This is a genomic window from Staphylococcus sp. HMSC034C12 (assembly GCF_001835895.1).
GTDB lineage: Bacteria > Bacillota > Bacilli > Staphylococcales > Staphylococcaceae > Staphylococcus > Staphylococcus hominis.
In genome coordinates this window covers 1-19,099 of the sequence record NZ_KV826339.1, presented here as the reverse complement: position 1 = coordinate 19,099, position 19,099 = coordinate 1, and the positions used below count along the sequence as shown (strand labels likewise).

Here is a 19,099-nt window from a genome sequence, read left to right as displayed (position 1 = left end):
TTTTATATAATTCCCACTAATTGGGGTCAGTCCAGTTCCCTAATGCTTTTTTACCATGCTCAGACGTTGGCTCTTCCGCAAGTATCCATACCAATAAAGGTAAAATGATAGGTGCAAAAAAGATACTTAAATAACTCAATGCTGATAAAACATAACTATTGTCATTTTTATGCATTTTACTATTTGTATTTTCCACTTTTTTCACCTTCTTTCTCTTTACTTATTATAAAAACATCAATAATAAAATATTACAACAATTAATAGATAAACTTACAACACTGTAAGTATTGAGAAAAGAAAAATATCGTTTGTATACTTTTTCTAAATAAATAACTAATAAGTTTGTATTTAGGATTTTATATAACTAAAAGTATCAATTGTGTATTTATAAATATTAAAATTAATAAAATATTATATTTGAAAATTACTTGTTTGCTATATAAAGTTTTGATAGCATTAAATAAGTAAGCGTTTTCACTAATTTTATAGGGAGGTGCATAAAATGAATAATTCCTCAATAAAACAATTTATTGAAGCGGGTAATTTAACAATTGGTATTGAATTTGGTTCAACTAGAATTAAAACGGTAGCAATTGATGACAACTGTAAAACATTAGCTACAGGAACGTTTGGATGGGAAAATACATATCAAGACGGATATTGGACATATTCTATGAACGATGCATGGATAGGTCTACAAAAAAGTTATAGTGAAATGACTAAAGTTATAAAAGAACAGTATGGGACTACAGTGAAAAAAATTAAATCATTAGGCATTAGTGGGATGATGCATGGTTATTTAGTATTTGATCAACAAGAAGATTTGCTCGTTCCATTTCGAACTTGGCGTAATAACAATGCTAATCAGGCGGCTAAGATTTTAAGAGAATCATTTCAAGTAAATATTCCAGAAAGATGGAGCATAGCTCAATTATATCAATCAGCTATAAATAATGAGTCTCATGTTGCTAAAGTAGATTACATGACAACACTTGCTGGTTATATTCATTGGTACTTAACAGATGAAAAAGTATTAGGTATAGGCGATGCCTCAGGCATGTTTCCCGTTGATGTAGAAACTAAAGAGTATCGACAAGATATTGCTAAAACATTTAATCAGCTTTTTTCTGAAATGGGATATCATCAAGATATTTTAGAAGTATTACCAAAAGTTGTGGTAGCAGGTGAAAATGCAGGTTATTTAACAGAAACAGGAGCAAAACTTATTGATCCAAATGGTCAATTAGAAGCAGGCTGTCCTATGTGTGCTCCAGAAGCTGATGCTGCAACTGGAATGGTAGCTACAAATAGCGTAGCACCAAAGACTGGTAATATATCTGCAGGAACAAGTATCTTTTCAATGATTGTATTAGACAAATCTTTAAAAAATATTTATCCAGAAGTGGATATTGTCACAACACCAGATGGCTATGAAGTAGCCATGATACATGCGAATAATTGCACATCTGATATTAATGCATGGGTTGATTTATTTGGAGAAGTATTAGAAGTAATGGGTGTCAAATATGAAAAAAGTGAACTTTTTACAAAATTATTCGAAAACGCTTTAAATGGTGATGATAAACTTGGGAAATTACTTTCATATGGATATATATCTGGAGAATTTATTACAGAGGTTCAACAGGGTTACCCTATGTTAGTACGATCGATAGATAGTTCATTCAATTTAGCTAATGTAATGAAGACTCATATATATAGTGCATTTAGTACATTAAAAATTGGTATTGATTTATTAAAAGAAAATGAAGATATTGAAATTCATTCAATATATGGGCACGGAGGTATATTCAAAACCAAAAAAGTTGCTCAAACATTTTTAGCAGCAGCAATGCAAAGTCCTGTTAGTGTTATGCAAACAGCTGGTGAAGGTGGAGCATGGGGGATTGCTGTTTTAGCTAGGTATCTTATAGCAGAAAACGATGTAAATTTATCTAGTTATCTTAATGAAATTGCTTTTAAAGATACTGAGTCCATCAAAATTGAACCAAATGAAAAAGAAATAGAAAGCTTTAATCGTTATATTGAACGTTTTAAAAAAGGTCTTCCTATAGAACGTCTTGCTAATGAACAACTTTAAAGAAATCACAAATAAGCAAAGGGAGAAAGTGGAATTATTGTGACTAATGATTTAACTAAACAAAATCGTCAGCTTTTAGGATTACCTAGAGTATTAATTGGGGTTATGTAGCGGTAGCTATATTTATGACAGGTGATAGATTTGAACAAGCGTTTTTGTCTAAGTATATTATCGATCTTGGATATAGTGATTCACAAGCAGGTAGAGTGATAGCTATATATGGATTAATAGTAGCACTGGCTTCATGGATGTCTGGAGTACTAGCAGAAGTATTTAGTCCACGTCGACTGATGACTTTAGCATTTATAATATGGATTATTTTTCATGTTGGATTTTTAACTTTAGGTTTAGCTCAACAAAATTAAGCAATGATGATAATTATGTATGGTATTCGTGGATTCACACAAGAGGGTATATTGAGAAGTGATGAACGTGTAGAAGGGAAATCCTCAGATAGTTATGTGTATAGTGTGTTGAGAGAAGAATATGAAAATGAATATAAATAACAACACATCCTGATACTTCGTCTTGCTCAAGTACTTTAGTATCAGGATGTTATATATTATATAGGAAAGTGATAAATTTGATCGCTCATTATCAACATATCACTTATATTTAAGATGGTTTGATAGCAAATGCACGGACAGGGAAACCTGGCGCATCTTTCGGTTTGGGACTAATTGCATAAATGACTGCGCCACGCGTAGGCAATTGGTCTAGGTTTGTTAAGAGTTCAAGTTGGAAGGTATCTTGTCCAAGTATATAACGTTCTCCAACAATATCGCCATTTTTAGCTGTATCTACTGATGCATCTGTATCGAATGTTTCATGACCAATCGATTTTACACCGCGTTCTTCAATTAAGAATTTTAAAGCATCTAGTCCCCAACCTGGTAAATGTTGGTTACCATCAGCATCTCTATTTTCGAATTGTTCAATATCTGGCCAACGTTTTGACCAATCTGTACGTAAAGCAACAAAGGTACCTTCTTCAATGCGCCCATTCTCCGCTTCCCACTGTTCTAAATGTTGGCGTGTCACGATAAAGTCATCATTATTTTTTACTTCTTTTGAATAATCTAACACGATAAGTGGTAAGACTAATTCTTTTAAATCAAGATCCTCAAGATAACGTTTATTCTCTACAAAATGTATCGGTGCGTCAATGTGTGTGCCGTATTGTGTAACGATATTCCAACGTTGTACATAAAAGCCATGTTCTTTGACTGTAAATAATGTGGATACTTGGCCTTTTTCAAATTCACTAAATCGTGGAATGTCTGGATCGAAAGTATGGGTTAAATCTACCCACTCTGCTGTTTTTAATTGTTGTAATTGGTCCCACAATGGATAATTTGTCATATGTTTCACCTCGAAAGTCTAATATAAGAATAAAAGAGGGAGAAAACTCAATTTCTCCCTCACATGTTTATCTGTATCTTATGCGACAGGTTTATTTTTTTCTTCACGTTTTTTACGAACAGTATTTACAAGTACTGTTAAGGCATCTTTCACTTCGTCTTCTTTACGTGTTTTTAGACCACAGTCAGGGTTAACCCAGAATAAAGAACGGTCGATTTGTTGTAAAGAACGATCAATTGCTGTTGCAATTTCTTCTTCAGTAGGAATACGTGGACTATGAATATCATATACACCTAATCCAATACCTAAATCATAGTTAATATCTTCAAAGTCTTTGATTAAATCACCATGGCTACGTGATGTTTCAATTGAAATAACATCTGCATCTAAGTCATGAATTGCATGAATGATTTGACCAAATTGAGAATAACACATATGCGTATGAATTTGTGTTTCATCTTGGACTGAAGATGTTGCAAGTTTAAATGAATTTACCGCATCAGCAAGGTATTGTTCATGGTATTCAGAACGTAATGGTAAACCTTCACGTAATGCTGGTTCATCTACTTGAATGACGCTAATACCTGCTTCTTCAAGTGCTAATACTTCTTCGTCAATAGCTAAGGCAATTTGATCTTGAACGACTTTACGAGGAACATCTACACGTTCGAATGACCAGTTTAAGATAGTGACTGGACCAGTTAACATACCTTTAACAGGTTTATCAGTTAAGCTTTGTGCATAAACAGTTTCTTTAACTGTTAAAGGTGCAGTCCATTTTACATCTCCATAAATGACTGGTGGTTTTACAGCACGTGAACCATAAGATTGAACCCATCCAAATTTTGTGACTAAGAAACCTTGAAGTTTTTCACCGAAGAATTCAACCATGTCATTACGTTCGAATTCACCGTGTACAAGTACATCTAAGCCAATCTCTTCTTGGATTTTAATCCAACGTGCGATTTCATTTTCTAAGAAGTTGTTATATTCTTCGTCTGAAATTCGATTATTTTTCCAGTCTGCACGGTATTTACGTACTTCTCTTGTTTGAGGGAATGAGCCGATCGTTGTTGTTGGTAAATCTGGTAAATGTAAACGAGCGTCTTGTGCTTTTTTACGGTCTTTAAAATCAGATTTACGACTGGTTGGTACGCTATCAAAATCATATTCAAGGTTTTTGAATGATTGACTTTGGAATCGTTCATAGCGTGCTTTTAACTCATCATATTTTTTATTATCATTATTATTAAATAATCGACGTAATGCATCTAACTCATCTAATTTTTCAGTAGCAAAGCTTAAGCCTTCTTCAATTGATGTATCTAATGTTTCATCATCTAATGATACCGGAACGTGTAATAATGAAGAGGAAGGTTGAATTACAATTGCTTTAGTATAAGGTTGTAAAGTTTCGATTAATTCTTTTTTCGCTTCAATATCTGCAGCCCAAACATTACGACCGTCAATAATACCAGCATATAATGTTTTAGATTTATCGAAATCTCCTGCTTTAATTTGTTCTAAGTTATAACCGTGATCATGAACAAAATCTAAACCAAGACCAGCCACTGGTAAACGGCTTAAGAATTTTACATTAACACGTTCAAAATAGGTTTGTATGACTAATTTTTCTCCTAAACCAGCATCAGCAAAGTAGTCATAAGCCTCTTTAGTAATATTTTCATAATTTTCACTTTCATCTGTTACAAGAACAGGTTCATCGACTTGAATGTATTCAGCACCTGCATCTACTAAAGATTGTAATACTTCTTTATATAGTGGAAGTAATGTTTGAACTTTTTCTTCAAAAGATTGATTACCACCTTTAGAAAGTTTCACAAAAGTGATTGGACCAACAATGACAGGATGTGCATTTACATTAATTGATTTAGCATAGTTAAAACGGTCTAATAATACATTGCGATTCACCTTAGGTTCAACATTATCCCATTCAGGAACAATATAGTGATAGTTTGTGTTAAACCATTTAATTAATGCACTTGCAACATGTTCTTTATTACCACGTGCAATATCAAACAATAAATCATCATCTACTATACGTCCTTGGAAACGTTCAGGAATAATGTTGAAAAGTAATGATGTATCAAGAATATGGTCATATAATGAGAAATCACCAACAGGTACACTGTCTAAATTATAATTCTTTTGAAGTAATAAATTTTCTTTATGTAAGTCTGTTAATGTTTGATCTAATTCAGTTTTATCGATTTTTTTAGCCCAATAGCTTTCGATTGCTTTTTTCCATTCTCTTTTTCTACCTAATCTTGGGAATCCTAAGTTTGAAGTTTTAATTGTTGTCATGATATTGCCTCCTTGTTTTGGGTAATTGCTTTAGAATATGCTGCGAGCTCTAATGAATAATCAATACGTTGGAAAGGTGTAATGAGATATAAACCATTAAAGTATTCATGTACCGTATCGATTAATTCTTTAGACAGTCTCAAACTTAATTCTTTTGTTTTTTCTTTATCATCTTTTACTGCTTTAAATTGATTTAATACATCTTCTGACATTTTAATTCCAGGCACTTCGTTATGTAAGAAAAGTGCGTTATTGTAGCTTGCAATAGGCATGATACCGATAAAAAGTGGGGTATCAAGATGTTTAGTTGCTTCATATACCTCTTTGATTTTTTCTTTACTATATACAGGTTGGGTAATAAAGTAACTCATACCTGCCGCTACTTTTTTCTCAAGACGTTTAACTGCTCCGTCTAATTTACGAACGTTTGGATCGAACGCTCCGGCGATGTTAAAGTTGGTATGTTTCTTCAGCGCATCACCATCAACATTAATACCTTGATTAAATCGTAGTGCAAGTTCTGTTAGGCCTTTTGAGTTAACATCATAAACATTTGTTGCGCCTGGTAGATGACCTACTTTTGAAGGGTCTCCTGTAATAGCTAAAATTTCACTCACACCGATGAGTGAAAGGCCAAGTAGATGAGATTGTAAACCAATTAGATTCCGATCTCGACATGTGATATGAACAAGAGGTTCAATCTCGTATCGTTGTTTGATTAAACTTGCAGCAGCAATGTTGCTGACTCTTACAGTAGCGAGAGAGTTATCTGCGAGTGTTACTGCATCAATATTTGCTTCATCTAGCTTACCTATATTCTCAAAGAACAATTCTGTATCGAGATGTTTTGGAGTGTCTAATTCAACAATCACAGTAGGTCTTTGTTTTACTTTTGATGTTAAATTTTGTTTTAATGTACGTTTTGCATTTGTATTAATTGTTCGATGAATTGGAATAACTTTTTTAGTTTTAATTGGTTTTAAATGTTTTACAGATTCTTTAATGTAAGAGATATGTTCCGGTGTAGTACCACAACAACCACCAATTAAACGAACGCCTTCGTTAATTAATTCTTGTGCAACATCACCAAAATATTTAGCATTGTTACTATATTTAAATTCACTATTTTCAATATCGAGTAGACTCGCATTAGGATAACATGAGAGATAGGCATGTTCTGGTAGTTCGATATGTGAAAATGAGCGTTGCATGTGATGTGGGCCATGGTGACAATTTAAGCCCACCACATTTGCGCCACATTCAATGAGATGTTTTAACGCCTCGTTAATTTCTGTACCGTCAACGAGATAATTCGTATTGGAAGCGGTCAGTTGTGCGATAATTGGAATATCGTACTTTTGACGTGTCGCTGTTATCACACTCGTTAATTCATCTAAATCGTAGTAGGTTTCAAATAGTAAACCATCTACACCTTCTTCAATTAAAGTATCAATTTGATTGTCTGTATGATATTGAATAGTAGAAAGCGATAAGTCTTCTTGTTTTATTCCTCTGAAGCCACCCACCGTTCCTAAGATAAATGTCTCTTTATTGGCTGCGCGTTTTGCAATTTGTACAGCGGCTTTATGAATTTCTTTTACTTTATGCTCTAAGCCAAATACTTTTAATTTTTCAAAGTTAGCGCCATACGTATTTGTCTGAATGACATCAGCTCCTGCTTCTATATATGAACGATGAATACGTTCAACTTTATTGGGATGTGTAAGATTATATGCTTCAGGACAAGTATCTAGGCCCTCGGAATAGAGGATTGTTCCCATTGCGCCATCAGCTACTAAAACGTTGTTCTTCAAATGGTTCAATAATCGACTCATTAAATGCCTCCTTCAATGCGTAGTCAATATCAGCTATGAGTTCTTCAGGTTGTTCAAGACCTACGCTTAGACGGAATAGACCAAATGTAATGCCACGTTCGTTTCTCACTTCTTCTGGAACAGCTGCATGAGACATTGTGGCTGGATGTGAGAGAATCGTTTCTACTCCTCCTAAACTTACAGATACAAGTGGTAAAGTTAGCGCATCTACAAATGCTTGAGCTTTTGTTTCATCTTTTAGACGAAAGCCAATGACTGCACCGCCACTTTTAGCTTGTGATAAATGTAAATTACTATTTCCCGGATAATACACTTCAGCAACTTCATCTCTTTGACTTAGAAAGTCTACAAGCTTTTCAGCATTCGATGTAGATTGTCTAAAACGAACAGGTAATGTTTTTAAATGTTTGGCTAAAGTCCAACTATCATGTGCAGATAGGGCAGTTCCTGTTCCATTTTGGAGTAGATAAAGTGCCTCAGCGACGTCTTTGCGATTTGTAATAGCAGCGCCAGCAATAATATCACTATGTCCACCTAAGAATTTTGTTGCAGAATGAACCACTATATCAGCACCAAGTGAAAGTGGAGATTGACCTAATGGAGTCATAAATGTATTATCTACTGCTAAAAGTAGATCATGCTTTTTAGCGATATGAGCAACTGCTTTAATATCAGTGATTTTAAAGCATGGGTTCGATGGTGTTTCTATATAAATTAATTTTGTATTAGGTTGAATGGCTTGTTCAATTTCTTCAGGATGAGTCGCATTTACCGTCGTAAATTTAATATTAAAACGATTTAAAATACGTTCAGTTAGTCTAAATGTTCCGCCATACACATCATCTGGTAAAATGACATGATCTTCAGCTTGTAATGTGAGTAATACGGCTGATATTGCTGCAATACCTGAAGCATAAGCAAATCCATATTGGCCGCCTTCAAGTTTAGCTAATTTTTCTTCTAATAATTGACGATTAGGATTACCACTTCTGGCATAATCAAATTTTGCGTTACCACCAAGTACTTTTTGATGGAAAGTTGAAGAATCATATAATGGTGGGTTTGCTGAATCGTAATCTACACCTCTATGTTCATCAAATATCACTTCTGTTTCTTTAGATAAGCTCATGAAATCACTCCTACTTTAGAATTTTCTAATGCTTGAATAATATCTGCTTCAACATCCTTATAATCTTCAATACCAATGGATAAGCGAATTAAATGTTCATCAATACCGCGTTTGTCTTTTTCATCATCTGGCATGTCGACGTGTGTTTGTGTATATGGGAAAGTAATAAAGGTTTCAGTTCCTCCTAAACTTTCTGCAAAAATACAAATTTCTAAATTTTCTAAAAATTTAGCTACGCTATAAGCCTTATTAAGACGTAAACTTAGCATACCTGTTTTTCCACTATAGAGTACTTCATCAATAGAATCGGATGTTTCACAACGTTTTGCGAGACGACGTGCATTGTCTTGAGATCGTTCTATTCTGAGATGTAGTGTTTTCAAACCTCTTTGAAGTAAGTAACAATCAAGTGGAGACAATGTGGCGCCAATCATATTGTGAAATTGACCTAATTGTTCAGCAAGTGTGTCATCTTTAACTGTCACTACACCTGCAAGTACATCATTATGACCACCTATATACTTTGTAGCTGAGTGTAAAACAATGTCAGCACCTTGTTCTAAAGGTGTTGATAAGTATGGAGTTAAAAACGTGTTGTCGATAATGGTTAATAGATGATGTTTTTTACTTAGAACATAATATGGTTCTACATCAATTTGAATCATTTGAGGATTCGAAATTGGTTCGATAAAGAGTGCTTTCGTGTGTTTATTTATACTATTTTCGACTTCTTCATAATTTAAAAAATCAACGTATTTAAAATGAATACCATATTGTTGTTCATAATAATCAAATAATCTAAATGTTCCTCCATATAAATCAAAAGCTACTAAAATTTCATCACCAGGTTTAAATAAGTTACAAATAAGTTGAACTGCTGCCATACCACTTGAAGTTGCAAATGAAGCTGTACCACCTTCTAATTTGGCAAATGCTTCTTCAAATGAAGAGCGCGTTGGATTTTTCGTTCGTGTGTAATCATATCCTGTAGACTGACCTAGGTGAGGATGTTGATATGCCGTCGATAAGTAAATTGGATTAGCAATTGCGCCAGTCAAATCCTTTGTTAATGAAATTTGTGCTAATTGAGTATCTTTCATTTCAAATCCTCCTATCATTTTCTAAATAAAAAAAGCTTCCGTCCTTTAAACCCGATATGTATCGGATGTAAAGGACGAAAGCTTGTTTCGTGGTACCACCTTTGTTTGCTACTTTATTGCTAAAGTAACCTCAAACAGTACGCCATCATGTTTTAGGAGTACTTGAAAAAGTGACACACATTATCGTAAAATATCAGATATATCTGTAATAAAAAAACTCATTTAACTTTTAATGATAAATGAGTATTAACGATAATTTAGTGACGTCGGTGATTCCAGTACGCCATTAAACAATAAATGTTAATACTGTATCGCTATAACGGGCGAACCCGTTGATACCTCATATTGGCATCAACACTCAAAGGCCATTTTCAAACTTTCTTTCAATGTCTCTTCTCAGCTTACAAGACTCTCTGTATCTGCAGTGTAAGTTTTACTTTCCTTATTACCGTGTGTAATTTGTGTTTTTTTAAGTTAATTCATAGCTTACAGACATAAATTACATTTGTCAACAACTTTTCTGAAAATTATGATTAAATAATAAATTCAGAAAGCGGTTGAATGATTGATATATATACTTTCTACCTAGTAAAATTTTTCTTAAAAAAGTTTATAAGACTTGTAGATATAACACGCTTTTTTTAAAATTAAGTAATGACTTTAAAGATAAGGGAGGACTATGAGTGGACCATATTGAAGATCAACGTATTCAATTAAATAATGATGAACACGTACAACATATTAAAATTTCAAGTATTAAAGTTAATCCCTATCAACCTAGAAAAACATTTGATGAGGAGAAACTTCAAGATTTAGCAGATTCTATAACAACTCATGGTATACTTCAACCTATTGTTTTAAGAAAAACGATCAATGGATATTATATCGTTGTAGGAGAACGACGTTTTCGAGCTTCTAAATTAGCTGGGTTAGAGGAAGTTCCTGCAATTGTAAAATCCCTTTCTGATTCTGACATGATGGAATTAGCCATTATAGAAAACTTACAAAGAGAAGATTTGAATGCAATTGAAGAAGCTGAAAGTTATCAACGATTAATGAACGATCTTGGTCTGACACAACAAAAAGTTGCTGAAAGGTTAGGAAAATCACGTCCTTACATTGCTAATATGCTAAGATTACTAAATTTACCCTCTGATATTGCTAAGCTTGTAAGAGAGCATCGCATGTCAGGTGCCCATGGACGTACTTTACTTGCATTAAAAGATGTAAATACGATGAAACGTATAGGTAAACAAGCAATCAAAGAGGGGTGGAGTGTACGTTATTTAGAGAAAGTTGTTTCTGAAATTCAAGACGGTGGGCAGTCTAAAAAAGAAAAATTAAATACTCCAAGTAAACCCAAATTCATACAGAAACAAGAACGTGCGCTTAAGGAAAAATTTGGAACTCATATAGATATATCTGTATCTAAAAATGTTGGGAAAATTGTGTTTGAGTTTAAATCCGAGGCTGAGTTTAGACGTATTATAGATAAACTTAATAAATAGTATCCTATTAATAAAATAAAAAAGAAAATGATAAATCAAAAGACTGATACAATTTTAGAAGAATTTTTGTATAATAAATAAATTGGAATACAAATTTAATGTGGACTAAATGGAAAAGGAGGGGGCTATATGAATCAGTTGAAGAACGTGTTAACATCGCTATTTCAACCATTAACAGAACCCGAAGTATATACAAATTTAGCAACTAAATTAGCAATGGTTATTATTTATATTTTAGTAGGCTTAATTGTAATTGGAATTATTAATAAAGCGATAGAAGAAGCATTTAAATTTCAAAATAAAAGTAATAGAGGAAATAAAAAACGCTCTAAAACGCTCGTGTCCCTTATCAAAAATGTTGTAAGATACATTGTGTGGTTTATCGTGCTCACAACAGTATTAAGTAAATTTGGAATTAGCGTAAACGGAATTATCGCCAGCGCCGGTGTTGTAGGTATCGCTGTTGGTTTTGGAGCCCAGACTATAGTCAAAGATATTATTACTGGATTTTTCATTATTTTTGAAAATCAGTTTGATGTAGGTGATTATGTTAAAATTAATAGCGGTGGTACTACAGTTGCTGAAGGAACAGTAAAATCTATAGGATTGAGATCAACGCGTATTAATACCATCACTGGGGAGTTAACTATTTTACCAAATGGTAGTATGGGTGAGATTACTAACTATTCTATTACTAATGGTACGTCAATTGTAGAAATTCCAGTCTCAGTTGATGAAAATTTAGATAAAGTTGAAAAGAAATTAAATAAATTATTTACAGCAATGCGTAGTAAATACTACTTATTCATTACTGATCCAGTTGTTTTAGGAATTGATGGGTTAGATGAAACAAAAGTTATCATAAGAATATCAGCAGAAACTATTCCTGGAGAAGGTGCTTCAGGTTCTAGAATTTTACGCAAAGAAATTCAAAAAATGTTTGTACAAGAAGGTATTAAATTGCCACAACCCATGTACGTAAGAAATACCGATAAACAAGACGCTTAATAAATGTTGGGGGTAATGTTGTGACACCAAAATATGGTATAAATGATATAGTAGAAATGAAAAAACAACATGCTTGTGGAACAAATCGATTTAAAATTATTCGCATGGGTGCAGATATACGAATTAAATGTGAAAATTGTCAAAGAAGTATTATGATTCCACGACAAGTGTTTGATAAAAAAATAAAAAAAATATTAGTATCTCATCAAGATACAGAAAGTTAGGAGAATGATTCATGGCTTTAACAGCAGGTATCGTAGGTTTGCCTAATGTTGGTAAATCTACTCTATTTAATGCAATTACAAAAGCAGGTGCGCTCGCTGCGAACTATCCCTTCGCTACGATTGACCCGAATGTCGGGATTGTAGAAGTACCAGATACACGTTTGAATAAATTAACAGAAATGGTAGAACCTAAGAAAACGATTCCTACCACTTTCGAATTCACAGATATTGCAGGTATTGTTAAAGGTGCTTCAAAAGGTGAAGGTTTAGGAAATAAATTCTTATCACATATTCGTGAAGTAGACGCTATTTGTCAGGTAGTACGTGCTTTCGATGATGAAAATGTGACACACGTCGCTGGCCGTGTAAATCCATTAGATGATATTGAAGTCATTAATATGGAACTTGTTTTAGCTGATTTAGAATCAGTAGAGAAACGTTTGCCTCGAATTGAAAAAATGGCACGTCAAAAAGATAAAACAGCCGAAATGGAGTTCCGCATTTTATCTAGAATAAAAGAAGCGTTAGAAGAAGGAAATCCAGTTCGTAGTTTAGATTTTAACGAAGAAGATCAAAAATATGTAAATCAAGCTCAATTATTAACATCTAAAAAAATGTTATATATTGCAAACGTTGGCGAAGATGAAATTGGTGACGATGAAAATGATAAAGTGAAAACCATTCGTGAGTACGCAGCAAAAGAAGATTCTGAAGTTATCGTCATTAGCGCAAAAATCGAGGAAGAAATTGCAACACTTGATGATGAAGATAAAGAAATGTTTTTAGAAGACTTAGGTATTGAAGAACCAGGCCTCGATCGTCTTATCAGAACAACATATGATTTGTTAGGATTATCTACTTACTTTACAGCAGGTGTTCAAGAAGTACGTGCTTGGACATTTAGACAAGGGATGACGGCACCACAATGTGCAGGTATCATTCATACAGACTTCGAACGTGGTTTCATTCGTGCCGAAGTAACAAGTTATGACGACTATGTTGAGCATGGTGGTGAGCAAGGTGCGAAAGAAGCAGGTAAACAACGTTTAGAAGGTAAAGATTATATTATGCAAGACGGAGATATTGTTCACTTTCGATTTAATGTATAGGAATATAAAAAAGCGCGACATCTATTTATTATAGACGTCGCGCTTTAGTTATATCATTATGGTTATATCTTAAAAAAACGGTATAACTTTACTTGCTTTAACAATATCTTTGGTGCTAAAAAACTGTTTACCTTCTCCAGTATAAGCTGGCTCAAGAATCATATTGGCTTTTGCACAGTATAGCCACTCTGGAGTGATACCGCAATTTAAGATTTCTTGAAACTCTTGAAAACCTTTATTCCAATCTAAATCTAATTGCATAGTTACACCTCAAGGATATTATAGAATATCAGTTCTCTTTTGAAAAGATATGTTTAAAGTTTGAATATAAATTTATAGGCCAATACGATAAATCTTATCCACTTTCAGACAAAATATTTCAAATAATATTTATTGTAAAAAGTAATCACCTATGCTATAATTCTTGATTGTGAGTAATGAAAATTATTCCTTGCCTATGGATAGGATTCGATAGGCCGCATAGACCACAAGGAGGTGCAATTATAAAATGAGAACATATGAAATTATGTATGTCGTACGTCCTAACATTGAAGAAGATGCTAAAAAAGCAGTTGTTGAACGCTTTAACGGTATCTTAGCTTCAGAAGGATCAGAAGTTTTAGAAGAAAAAGACTGGGGTAAACGCCGTCTTGCTTACGAAATTGAAGATTTCAAAGAAGGCTTCTACTTCATCGTACGCATTAAAACAGATAATAACAAAGCTACAGACGAATTCCAACGTTTAGCTAAAATCAATGACGATATTATCCGTTATATCGTTATCCGTGAAGACCAAGATAAGTAATAATTAAATGGGGGCGTTGAAATGATAAATCGAGTTGTATTAGTAGGTCGTTTAACTAAGGATCCAGAATACAGAAGTACTCCCTCAGGCGTAAGTGTAGCGACATTTACTCTAGCAGTTAATCGTACTTTCACGAATGCTCAAGGGGAACGCGAAGCTGACTTTATTAACGTTGTTGTATTTAGAAGACAAGCAGAAAACGTAAATAACTATCTTTCAAAAGGTAGTTTAGCTGGCGTTGATGGTCGCATACAATCACGCAGTTATGAAAATCAAGAAGGTCGTCGTATATTTGTCACTGAAGTTGTAGCGGATAGTGTTCAATTCCTTGAACCTAAAAATGCACAAGGTGGACAACGTCATCAAGGAAATAATGATTTCCAAGATTATGGCCAAGGATTTGGTGGTTCACAATCAGGACAAAATACATCTTATAATAATAACAATCGTGCATCAAACAATAATCAATCAGATAACCCATTTGCAAATGCGAATGGTCCAATTGATATTAGTGATGATGACTTACCATTCTAACGAAAGAATGAGATTAAAAATATAAAAGGAGGTAATTAACCATGGCAGGTGGACCAAGAAGAGGCGGACGTCGTCGTAAAAAAGTATGCTATTTCACAGCAAATGGTATTACACATATTGATTATAAAGACACTGAATTATTAAAACGTTTTATCTCAGAACGCGGTAAAATTTTACCACGTCGTGTAACTGGTACTTCAGCTAAATATCAACGTATGTTGACTACAGCTATTAAACGTGCTCGTCATATGGCTTTATTACCATATGTTAAAGACGAAAACTAATATATAATTAGTGTTAAACCCCGTAAGCTCAAGGCTTGCGGGGTTATTTTTATGTCGAGTAATAAAAAATGAGCAGATTATACATATTAAGTTGATTTTAAAATGTATTGGGTAATATCTTTAAGGGATGCAATATAAAATGTTATCATTAAAAGAGATATACATAAGGAGTTTTGATGATAATGAGAGGAAAATATTTATTAGCAGGTATTGTTGCATCTACTTTACTTTTGGGTGCTTGTGATTTAAATATTCATTTACCAGGCGGAAATAATGATAGTTCAGAGGATAAACAAAAAACTGAGAAGAGTGATAATAATAACAAAACGCCTAATAGTTCAAATAAAAATAATAATACTAATAATGAGAAGAATATAGATTCATCAGATACACAACAAAATGATAATGATGAAAATACTAATTATAATCAAACTGAAGATATTCAACCAAATGATAATAATAGTATTCAGTCATCCGAACAGAATACTCAAAACCAATCTGAAAACGGAATCAATGGAAATAATGAAACGACTACAAATGAAAGTCATTCAACTAGTGACAATCAATCAAACGATTCTTCGAATAAAGAACTTACACCTCAGCAAGCAGAGGATGTTGTCTATGATTGGTATAAAAATCAAGGATTTGGACATCGTTTAAGAAATGAATTTAATTACAATCCTAGTAAAAGTACTGACGATATGTATTATATAGATTATGCAGCAAGTGACGCTTATGGTACTGGTACACCTTATGTAGCTATTGTAGATAAACATACAGGTAGTATTGTTGATAATTATAATAATATGACAGATGAAGAAAAAGCTAAAAGAAAACAAATGAATGAAAGTAAATTAGAACAAAGTAACCGACAACGAAATAATGATGTACAAAATAATGAAACAAAGAATAATAATGAAACGCAACATACATCATCTAATGAAGAAAATCAAAATAGCGCGCAATCTGAAACTCAAAATGATGTCCAGACATCGAATCAATCCGAGAACAATCATTCAACTTCAACAGACGCTTCTACACAAACTAAAGAAGAACCCACAACTTCTCAAATGGATCGTAATGAACAAGCACAACCAAATCATCAAAGTACAAATACCGAAGAATAAAAACAAAGGAACAAGACATTATATTCAACATGAATATGTTTTGTTCCTTTAAAGTTGTTTATAGTCGAATATCAACATCATCAAATTGTTGTTGATATTCTTTATATTTACTTTCAACTAGAACTTGATAAGATGTATTGAAATAATCTGCCAGAATCATTGCATCTTTGAACTTTGGTTCATGTTGATGATTTTCCCATTCGTATAATTGATGTGGTTCGTAATGTGTGCCATACTTTTTGTTTAGGATTTCAGTTAATTCATTAATTTCAAGATGTCTTTTTTTTCTTAAGTTATACAGTGCATGTGAACTCATAATACATAACCTCCTAAGTATCAATTTTGTATATAAACAAAATTTTATTATATGAAAATTTATTAAGTCTTTTATATATTTTATTATAATATGCTTGTTCATAATGTTTAGCAAGTATTTTATATAAAAATAGTTGCTATTTTTAGGAGCCTTATATTTTTAATCATTAATTGAATAAATACTAATAAAATATGTGGGTGTTATTATTTAGTTGTTTTTGTTATAAAAAATAAATTATTTTAATAATGATGTTTATAAAATTGAAATAGGTGGTATGAATAAGAAGTAAATAAAATAAAACTATAAGGAGTAATCTAACTATGGGCTTTATTATTATGATAATAGTTGGTGGATTAATCGGTTGGATTGCTGGCATGATCATGGGTAAAGATATCCCTGGTGGTATCTTAGGTAATATCATTGCTGGTTTAATCGGTTCATTCATCGGAAGTAAATTGTTAGGTACTTGGGGTCCAGTTTGGGGCGGAGTACCAATCTTCCCAGCATTAATCGGTGCAATTATTCTTATTTTTATTGTTTCTTTAATTTTAAAAGCAATCAAAAAATAAGTATAGTATTTAAAGAGGACTACGTTATGTAGTGCTCTTTTTTTATTTATTAAACTAAAAAAAGAGGATGACGTCGGGTTAAGACGTCATCCAGGAGTATTATGTTCATGAATATAAAAGACTTGTAGTTATTAAATAACTACAAGTTAATAGTATCATGCAATATAAATATTGACAATCATAAAAACTTATATTATTTAAAAATATATAATTTGTATTATTAGTAGACTTCATTCAATTATTATTTAATATAATAAATTGAAATAGGAGGTAAAACATGAATTTATATCTTATTCGACATGGTGAATCACAGTCTAATTACGATAATAAGTACAATCGAGCATATTATTGTGGTCAGTTAGACGTTCCTTTAACTGAAAGGGGCATTGAAAGTGCAAAAAACTTAAAGACGTATTTTTATAATATAAAAATTGATGATGTGTATGTATCTGATTTAACAAGAACAAAAGAAACATATCAATATATCTTCCCTTACGATATCCCAACTACAGTTACCTCATTATTACGTGAACGTTCATTGGGTCTATTTGAAGGTCAATTTAAGGATAAACTTATGAAAAATAATAAGTATCATCGCTATTTTCATGATTCAAATTATAAAGATTTTCGACATAGCTTTATTCAAAAAGCGCCTGAGGGGGAAAGTTATAATGATGTTTATCATAGAGTGAAACAGTTTTTCGAAACGATCCATATTCAAGATAATCACACGATAGTCATTATTGCACATCAAGTTGTGATACGTTGTATTATGGTTTACTTTGGCTATATAAATAAAGAAGAAGCATTAACTAAAGTAATTGAAAATTGTAAGCCATATCTTATTGAGTTATAAAAAAATCTGAGACATCATTCATCGTCTCAGATTTTTTATATATTAGACGTCACCATTAATGGATTGAATAACATATTCAAACGGATACTACCTATTCTATTTATCAAAAACATCTGTTTTGATATCTTTCTTATTTAAGAAAGATTTGATTTTATTTTGTTGGTTTCCATTTACATCTCCAGCATAATGAGTAGGAACATCTACAACGTTAATTGTATTTTGAGGTTGGTAATTCAGTTGTTCGATACTTTCATCAACATTTGCAATTGTACTATTCAAAGCATGAAAGTATTTAATAATACGATTTACATGATCTTTATAGCCGTCTGGCAATGTGTTATTTTCAACATATTTTTTAAAGTGCAAGTCATTTTTAACAGCAATATTAGATAAATTACTAAGTTTTGTAGCTTGTTTATCAGTGATTTTTGTTTGTCCTGAACTTTGACGGTCGATTTGACTTTGCATTATATATTTATTATCTAAAATATCACTATTAACATCTAGATATTTTTTGATTGCTTGGTTCATTTCATCTTCAGTAAGCTTTTGATGTGATTTATTCGATGTAAAAATATCATTTTCAGTTAAGTTTTTAGCATGTTTCGGTGCATTAACACCGTTACTTTGATTATGATTGTCTTCGTTATTATCATTATTAGGTGCACAAGCACTTAATATTAATAACAATGCTAAAAAACTACTAATAATCATACTCTTTTTCATAGATTTCAATAATCTCCTTTATTAGTAAACGTTTCTATTTAAGCATAATAATAGATTATCATTTATAGAAACAGAATTGAATGTTTAAGACCTAAAATTAATATAAATCTATGAACAAATTGTGGCAATATCATTAAAAAAATAAATTAAAAAAGAGGCTGGGACATAATTTCTAACAAATTAG

General features: G+C 32.4%; 20 protein-coding genes, 2 pseudogenes and 1 other annotated feature. Of the genes and pseudogenes, 13 read left to right on the top strand and 9 right to left on the bottom strand.

Annotated features, from left to right (window positions below; all coding sequences use genetic code 11):
• Window positions 1-16 precede the first annotated feature (16 nt).
• Entirely contained in the window at window positions 17-196 is a 180-nt protein-coding gene (locus tag HMPREF2629_RS08715) for a hypothetical protein (RefSeq protein ID WP_070813293.1), read from the bottom strand.
• A gap of 306 nt (window positions 197-502) precedes the next feature.
• On the opposite strand from HMPREF2629_RS08715, the gene HMPREF2629_RS08710 reads away from it, so the two are divergent.
• From HMPREF2629_RS08710 to HMPREF2629_RS11210, 3 genes and pseudogenes are all read left to right on the top strand, one after another.
• On the top strand, window positions 503-2,098 hold the full coding sequence (locus tag HMPREF2629_RS08710) for a xylulokinase (RefSeq protein ID WP_017175662.1): 1,596 nt from the start codon (window positions 503-505) through the stop codon (window positions 2,096-2,098).
• Between the two features lie 39 nt (window positions 2,099-2,137).
• Window positions 2,138-2,460: pseudogene (locus tag HMPREF2629_RS08705) on the top strand (MFS transporter); the annotation flags it as partial.
• 33 nt (window positions 2,461-2,493) lie between these two features.
• Window positions 2,494-2,604, top strand: a pseudogene (locus HMPREF2629_RS11210) (RimJ/RimL family protein N-acetyltransferase); the annotation flags it as partial.
• A 109-nt stretch (window positions 2,605-2,713) separates the two neighbouring features.
• Here HMPREF2629_RS11210 and HMPREF2629_RS08700 read toward each other — a convergent pair.
• The 5 genes from HMPREF2629_RS08700 to HMPREF2629_RS08680 all read right to left on the bottom strand — a co-directional run bounded on the left by HMPREF2629_RS08700 (window position 2,714) and on the right by HMPREF2629_RS08680 (window position 9,849).
• On the bottom strand, window positions 2,714-3,460 hold the full coding sequence (locus HMPREF2629_RS08700; RefSeq protein WP_017175665.1) for a cyclase family protein: 747 nt from the start codon (window positions 3,458-3,460) through the stop codon (window positions 2,714-2,716).
• Between the two features lie 78 nt (window positions 3,461-3,538).
• Window positions 3,539-5,785, bottom strand: a complete 2,247-nt coding sequence (gene metE / locus HMPREF2629_RS08695; protein WP_017175666.1) for a 5-methyltetrahydropteroyltriglutamate--homocysteine S-methyltransferase — start codon at window positions 5,783-5,785, stop codon at window positions 3,539-3,541.
• Window positions 5,782-7,620: a bifunctional homocysteine S-methyltransferase/methylenetetrahydrofolate reductase gene (locus tag HMPREF2629_RS08690; protein ID WP_002454538.1), complete on the bottom strand. Its 1,839-nt coding sequence runs from the start codon at window positions 7,618-7,620 to the stop codon at window positions 5,782-5,784. The genes metE and HMPREF2629_RS08690 overlap by 4 nt, the downstream gene beginning before the upstream one ends.
• A complete protein-coding gene (metC, locus tag HMPREF2629_RS08685) occupies window positions 7,574-8,749 on the bottom strand; it encodes a cystathionine beta-lyase MetC (protein ID WP_017175667.1) in 1,176 nt (391 codons plus the stop codon). Before metC ends, HMPREF2629_RS08690 begins: the two co-directional genes overlap by 47 nt.
• The gene (locus HMPREF2629_RS08680) at window positions 8,746-9,849 is read right to left on the bottom strand and encodes a PLP-dependent transferase (protein WP_017175668.1); all 1,104 of its coding nucleotides are present in this window, start codon (window positions 9,847-9,849) and stop codon (window positions 8,746-8,748) included. The genes metC and HMPREF2629_RS08680 overlap by 4 nt, the downstream gene beginning before the upstream one ends.
• A gap of 67 nt (window positions 9,850-9,916) precedes the next feature.
• Window positions 9,917-10,307: a binding site (T-box leader), on the bottom strand.
• Between the two features lie 225 nt (window positions 10,308-10,532).
• On the opposite strand from HMPREF2629_RS08680, the gene HMPREF2629_RS08675 reads away from it, so the two are divergent.
• From HMPREF2629_RS08675 to ychF, 4 genes are all read left to right on the top strand, one after another.
• Window positions 10,533-11,357, top strand: coding sequence for a ParB/RepB/Spo0J family partition protein (locus tag HMPREF2629_RS08675; RefSeq protein ID WP_017175669.1), 825 nt, complete (start codon window positions 10,533-10,535; stop codon window positions 11,355-11,357).
• Window positions 11,358-11,486: 129 nt separating this feature from the next.
• Window positions 11,487-12,365, top strand: a complete 879-nt coding sequence (locus tag HMPREF2629_RS08670; RefSeq protein WP_017175670.1) for a mechanosensitive ion channel family protein — start codon at window positions 11,487-11,489, stop codon at window positions 12,363-12,365.
• A 20-nt stretch (window positions 12,366-12,385) separates the two neighbouring features.
• Window positions 12,386-12,589 carry a DUF951 domain-containing protein gene (locus HMPREF2629_RS08665; RefSeq protein WP_002448008.1) on the top strand — a complete coding sequence of 68 codons (204 nt, stop codon included), beginning with the start codon at window positions 12,386-12,388 and terminating at the stop codon, window positions 12,587-12,589.
• Window positions 12,590-12,600: 11 nt separating this feature from the next.
• Window positions 12,601-13,698 (top strand): redox-regulated ATPase YchF, encoded by a 1,098-nt coding sequence (ychF, locus tag HMPREF2629_RS08660; RefSeq protein ID WP_019834710.1) that lies wholly within the window; start codon window positions 12,601-12,603, stop codon window positions 13,696-13,698.
• A 69-nt stretch (window positions 13,699-13,767) separates the two neighbouring features.
• Here the strand turns inward: ychF and HMPREF2629_RS08655 are convergent, their stop codons facing one another.
• Window positions 13,768-13,959: a hypothetical protein gene (locus HMPREF2629_RS08655; RefSeq protein WP_019834711.1), complete on the bottom strand. Its 192-nt coding sequence runs from the start codon at window positions 13,957-13,959 to the stop codon at window positions 13,768-13,770.
• A gap of 247 nt (window positions 13,960-14,206) precedes the next feature.
• Between HMPREF2629_RS08655 and rpsF the strand changes: the two genes are divergently transcribed.
• The 4 genes from rpsF to HMPREF2629_RS08635 all read left to right on the top strand — a co-directional run bounded on the left by rpsF (window position 14,207) and on the right by HMPREF2629_RS08635 (window position 16,448).
• Window positions 14,207-14,503 carry a 30S ribosomal protein S6 gene (gene rpsF, locus HMPREF2629_RS08650; RefSeq protein WP_017175673.1) on the top strand — a complete coding sequence of 99 codons (297 nt, stop codon included), beginning with the start codon at window positions 14,207-14,209 and terminating at the stop codon, window positions 14,501-14,503.
• 21 nt (window positions 14,504-14,524) lie between these two features.
• Window positions 14,525-15,037: a single-stranded DNA-binding protein gene (gene ssb / locus HMPREF2629_RS08645; protein WP_017175674.1), complete on the top strand. Its 513-nt coding sequence runs from the start codon at window positions 14,525-14,527 to the stop codon at window positions 15,035-15,037.
• A 41-nt stretch (window positions 15,038-15,078) separates the two neighbouring features.
• On the top strand, window positions 15,079-15,321 hold the full coding sequence (gene rpsR / locus HMPREF2629_RS08640; RefSeq protein ID WP_002447994.1) for a 30S ribosomal protein S18: 243 nt from the start codon (window positions 15,079-15,081) through the stop codon (window positions 15,319-15,321).
• 182 nt (window positions 15,322-15,503) lie between these two features.
• Complete coding sequence (locus HMPREF2629_RS08635) at window positions 15,504-16,448, top strand: hypothetical protein (RefSeq protein ID WP_017175675.1); 945 nt, start codon at window positions 15,504-15,506, stop codon at window positions 16,446-16,448.
• Window positions 16,449-16,506: 58 nt separating this feature from the next.
• Here the strand turns inward: HMPREF2629_RS08635 and HMPREF2629_RS08630 are convergent, their stop codons facing one another.
• On the bottom strand, window positions 16,507-16,764 hold the full coding sequence (locus tag HMPREF2629_RS08630) for a helix-turn-helix domain-containing protein (protein WP_017175676.1): 258 nt from the start codon (window positions 16,762-16,764) through the stop codon (window positions 16,507-16,509).
• Between the two features lie 320 nt (window positions 16,765-17,084).
• Between HMPREF2629_RS08630 and HMPREF2629_RS08625 the strand changes: the two genes are divergently transcribed.
• Complete coding sequence (locus HMPREF2629_RS08625) at window positions 17,085-17,333, top strand: GlsB/YeaQ/YmgE family stress response membrane protein (RefSeq protein ID WP_002447983.1); 249 nt, start codon at window positions 17,085-17,087, stop codon at window positions 17,331-17,333.
• Between the two features lie 277 nt (window positions 17,334-17,610).
• Window positions 17,611-18,189 carry a histidine phosphatase family protein gene (locus HMPREF2629_RS08620; protein WP_017175677.1) on the top strand — a complete coding sequence of 193 codons (579 nt, stop codon included), beginning with the start codon at window positions 17,611-17,613 and terminating at the stop codon, window positions 18,187-18,189.
• 96 nt (window positions 18,190-18,285) lie between these two features.
• Here the strand turns inward: HMPREF2629_RS08620 and HMPREF2629_RS08615 are convergent, their stop codons facing one another.
• Window positions 18,286-18,915, bottom strand: coding sequence for an NDxxF motif lipoprotein (locus HMPREF2629_RS08615; RefSeq protein WP_017175678.1), 630 nt, complete (start codon window positions 18,913-18,915; stop codon window positions 18,286-18,288).
• Window positions 18,916-19,099: the final 184 nt, after the last annotated feature.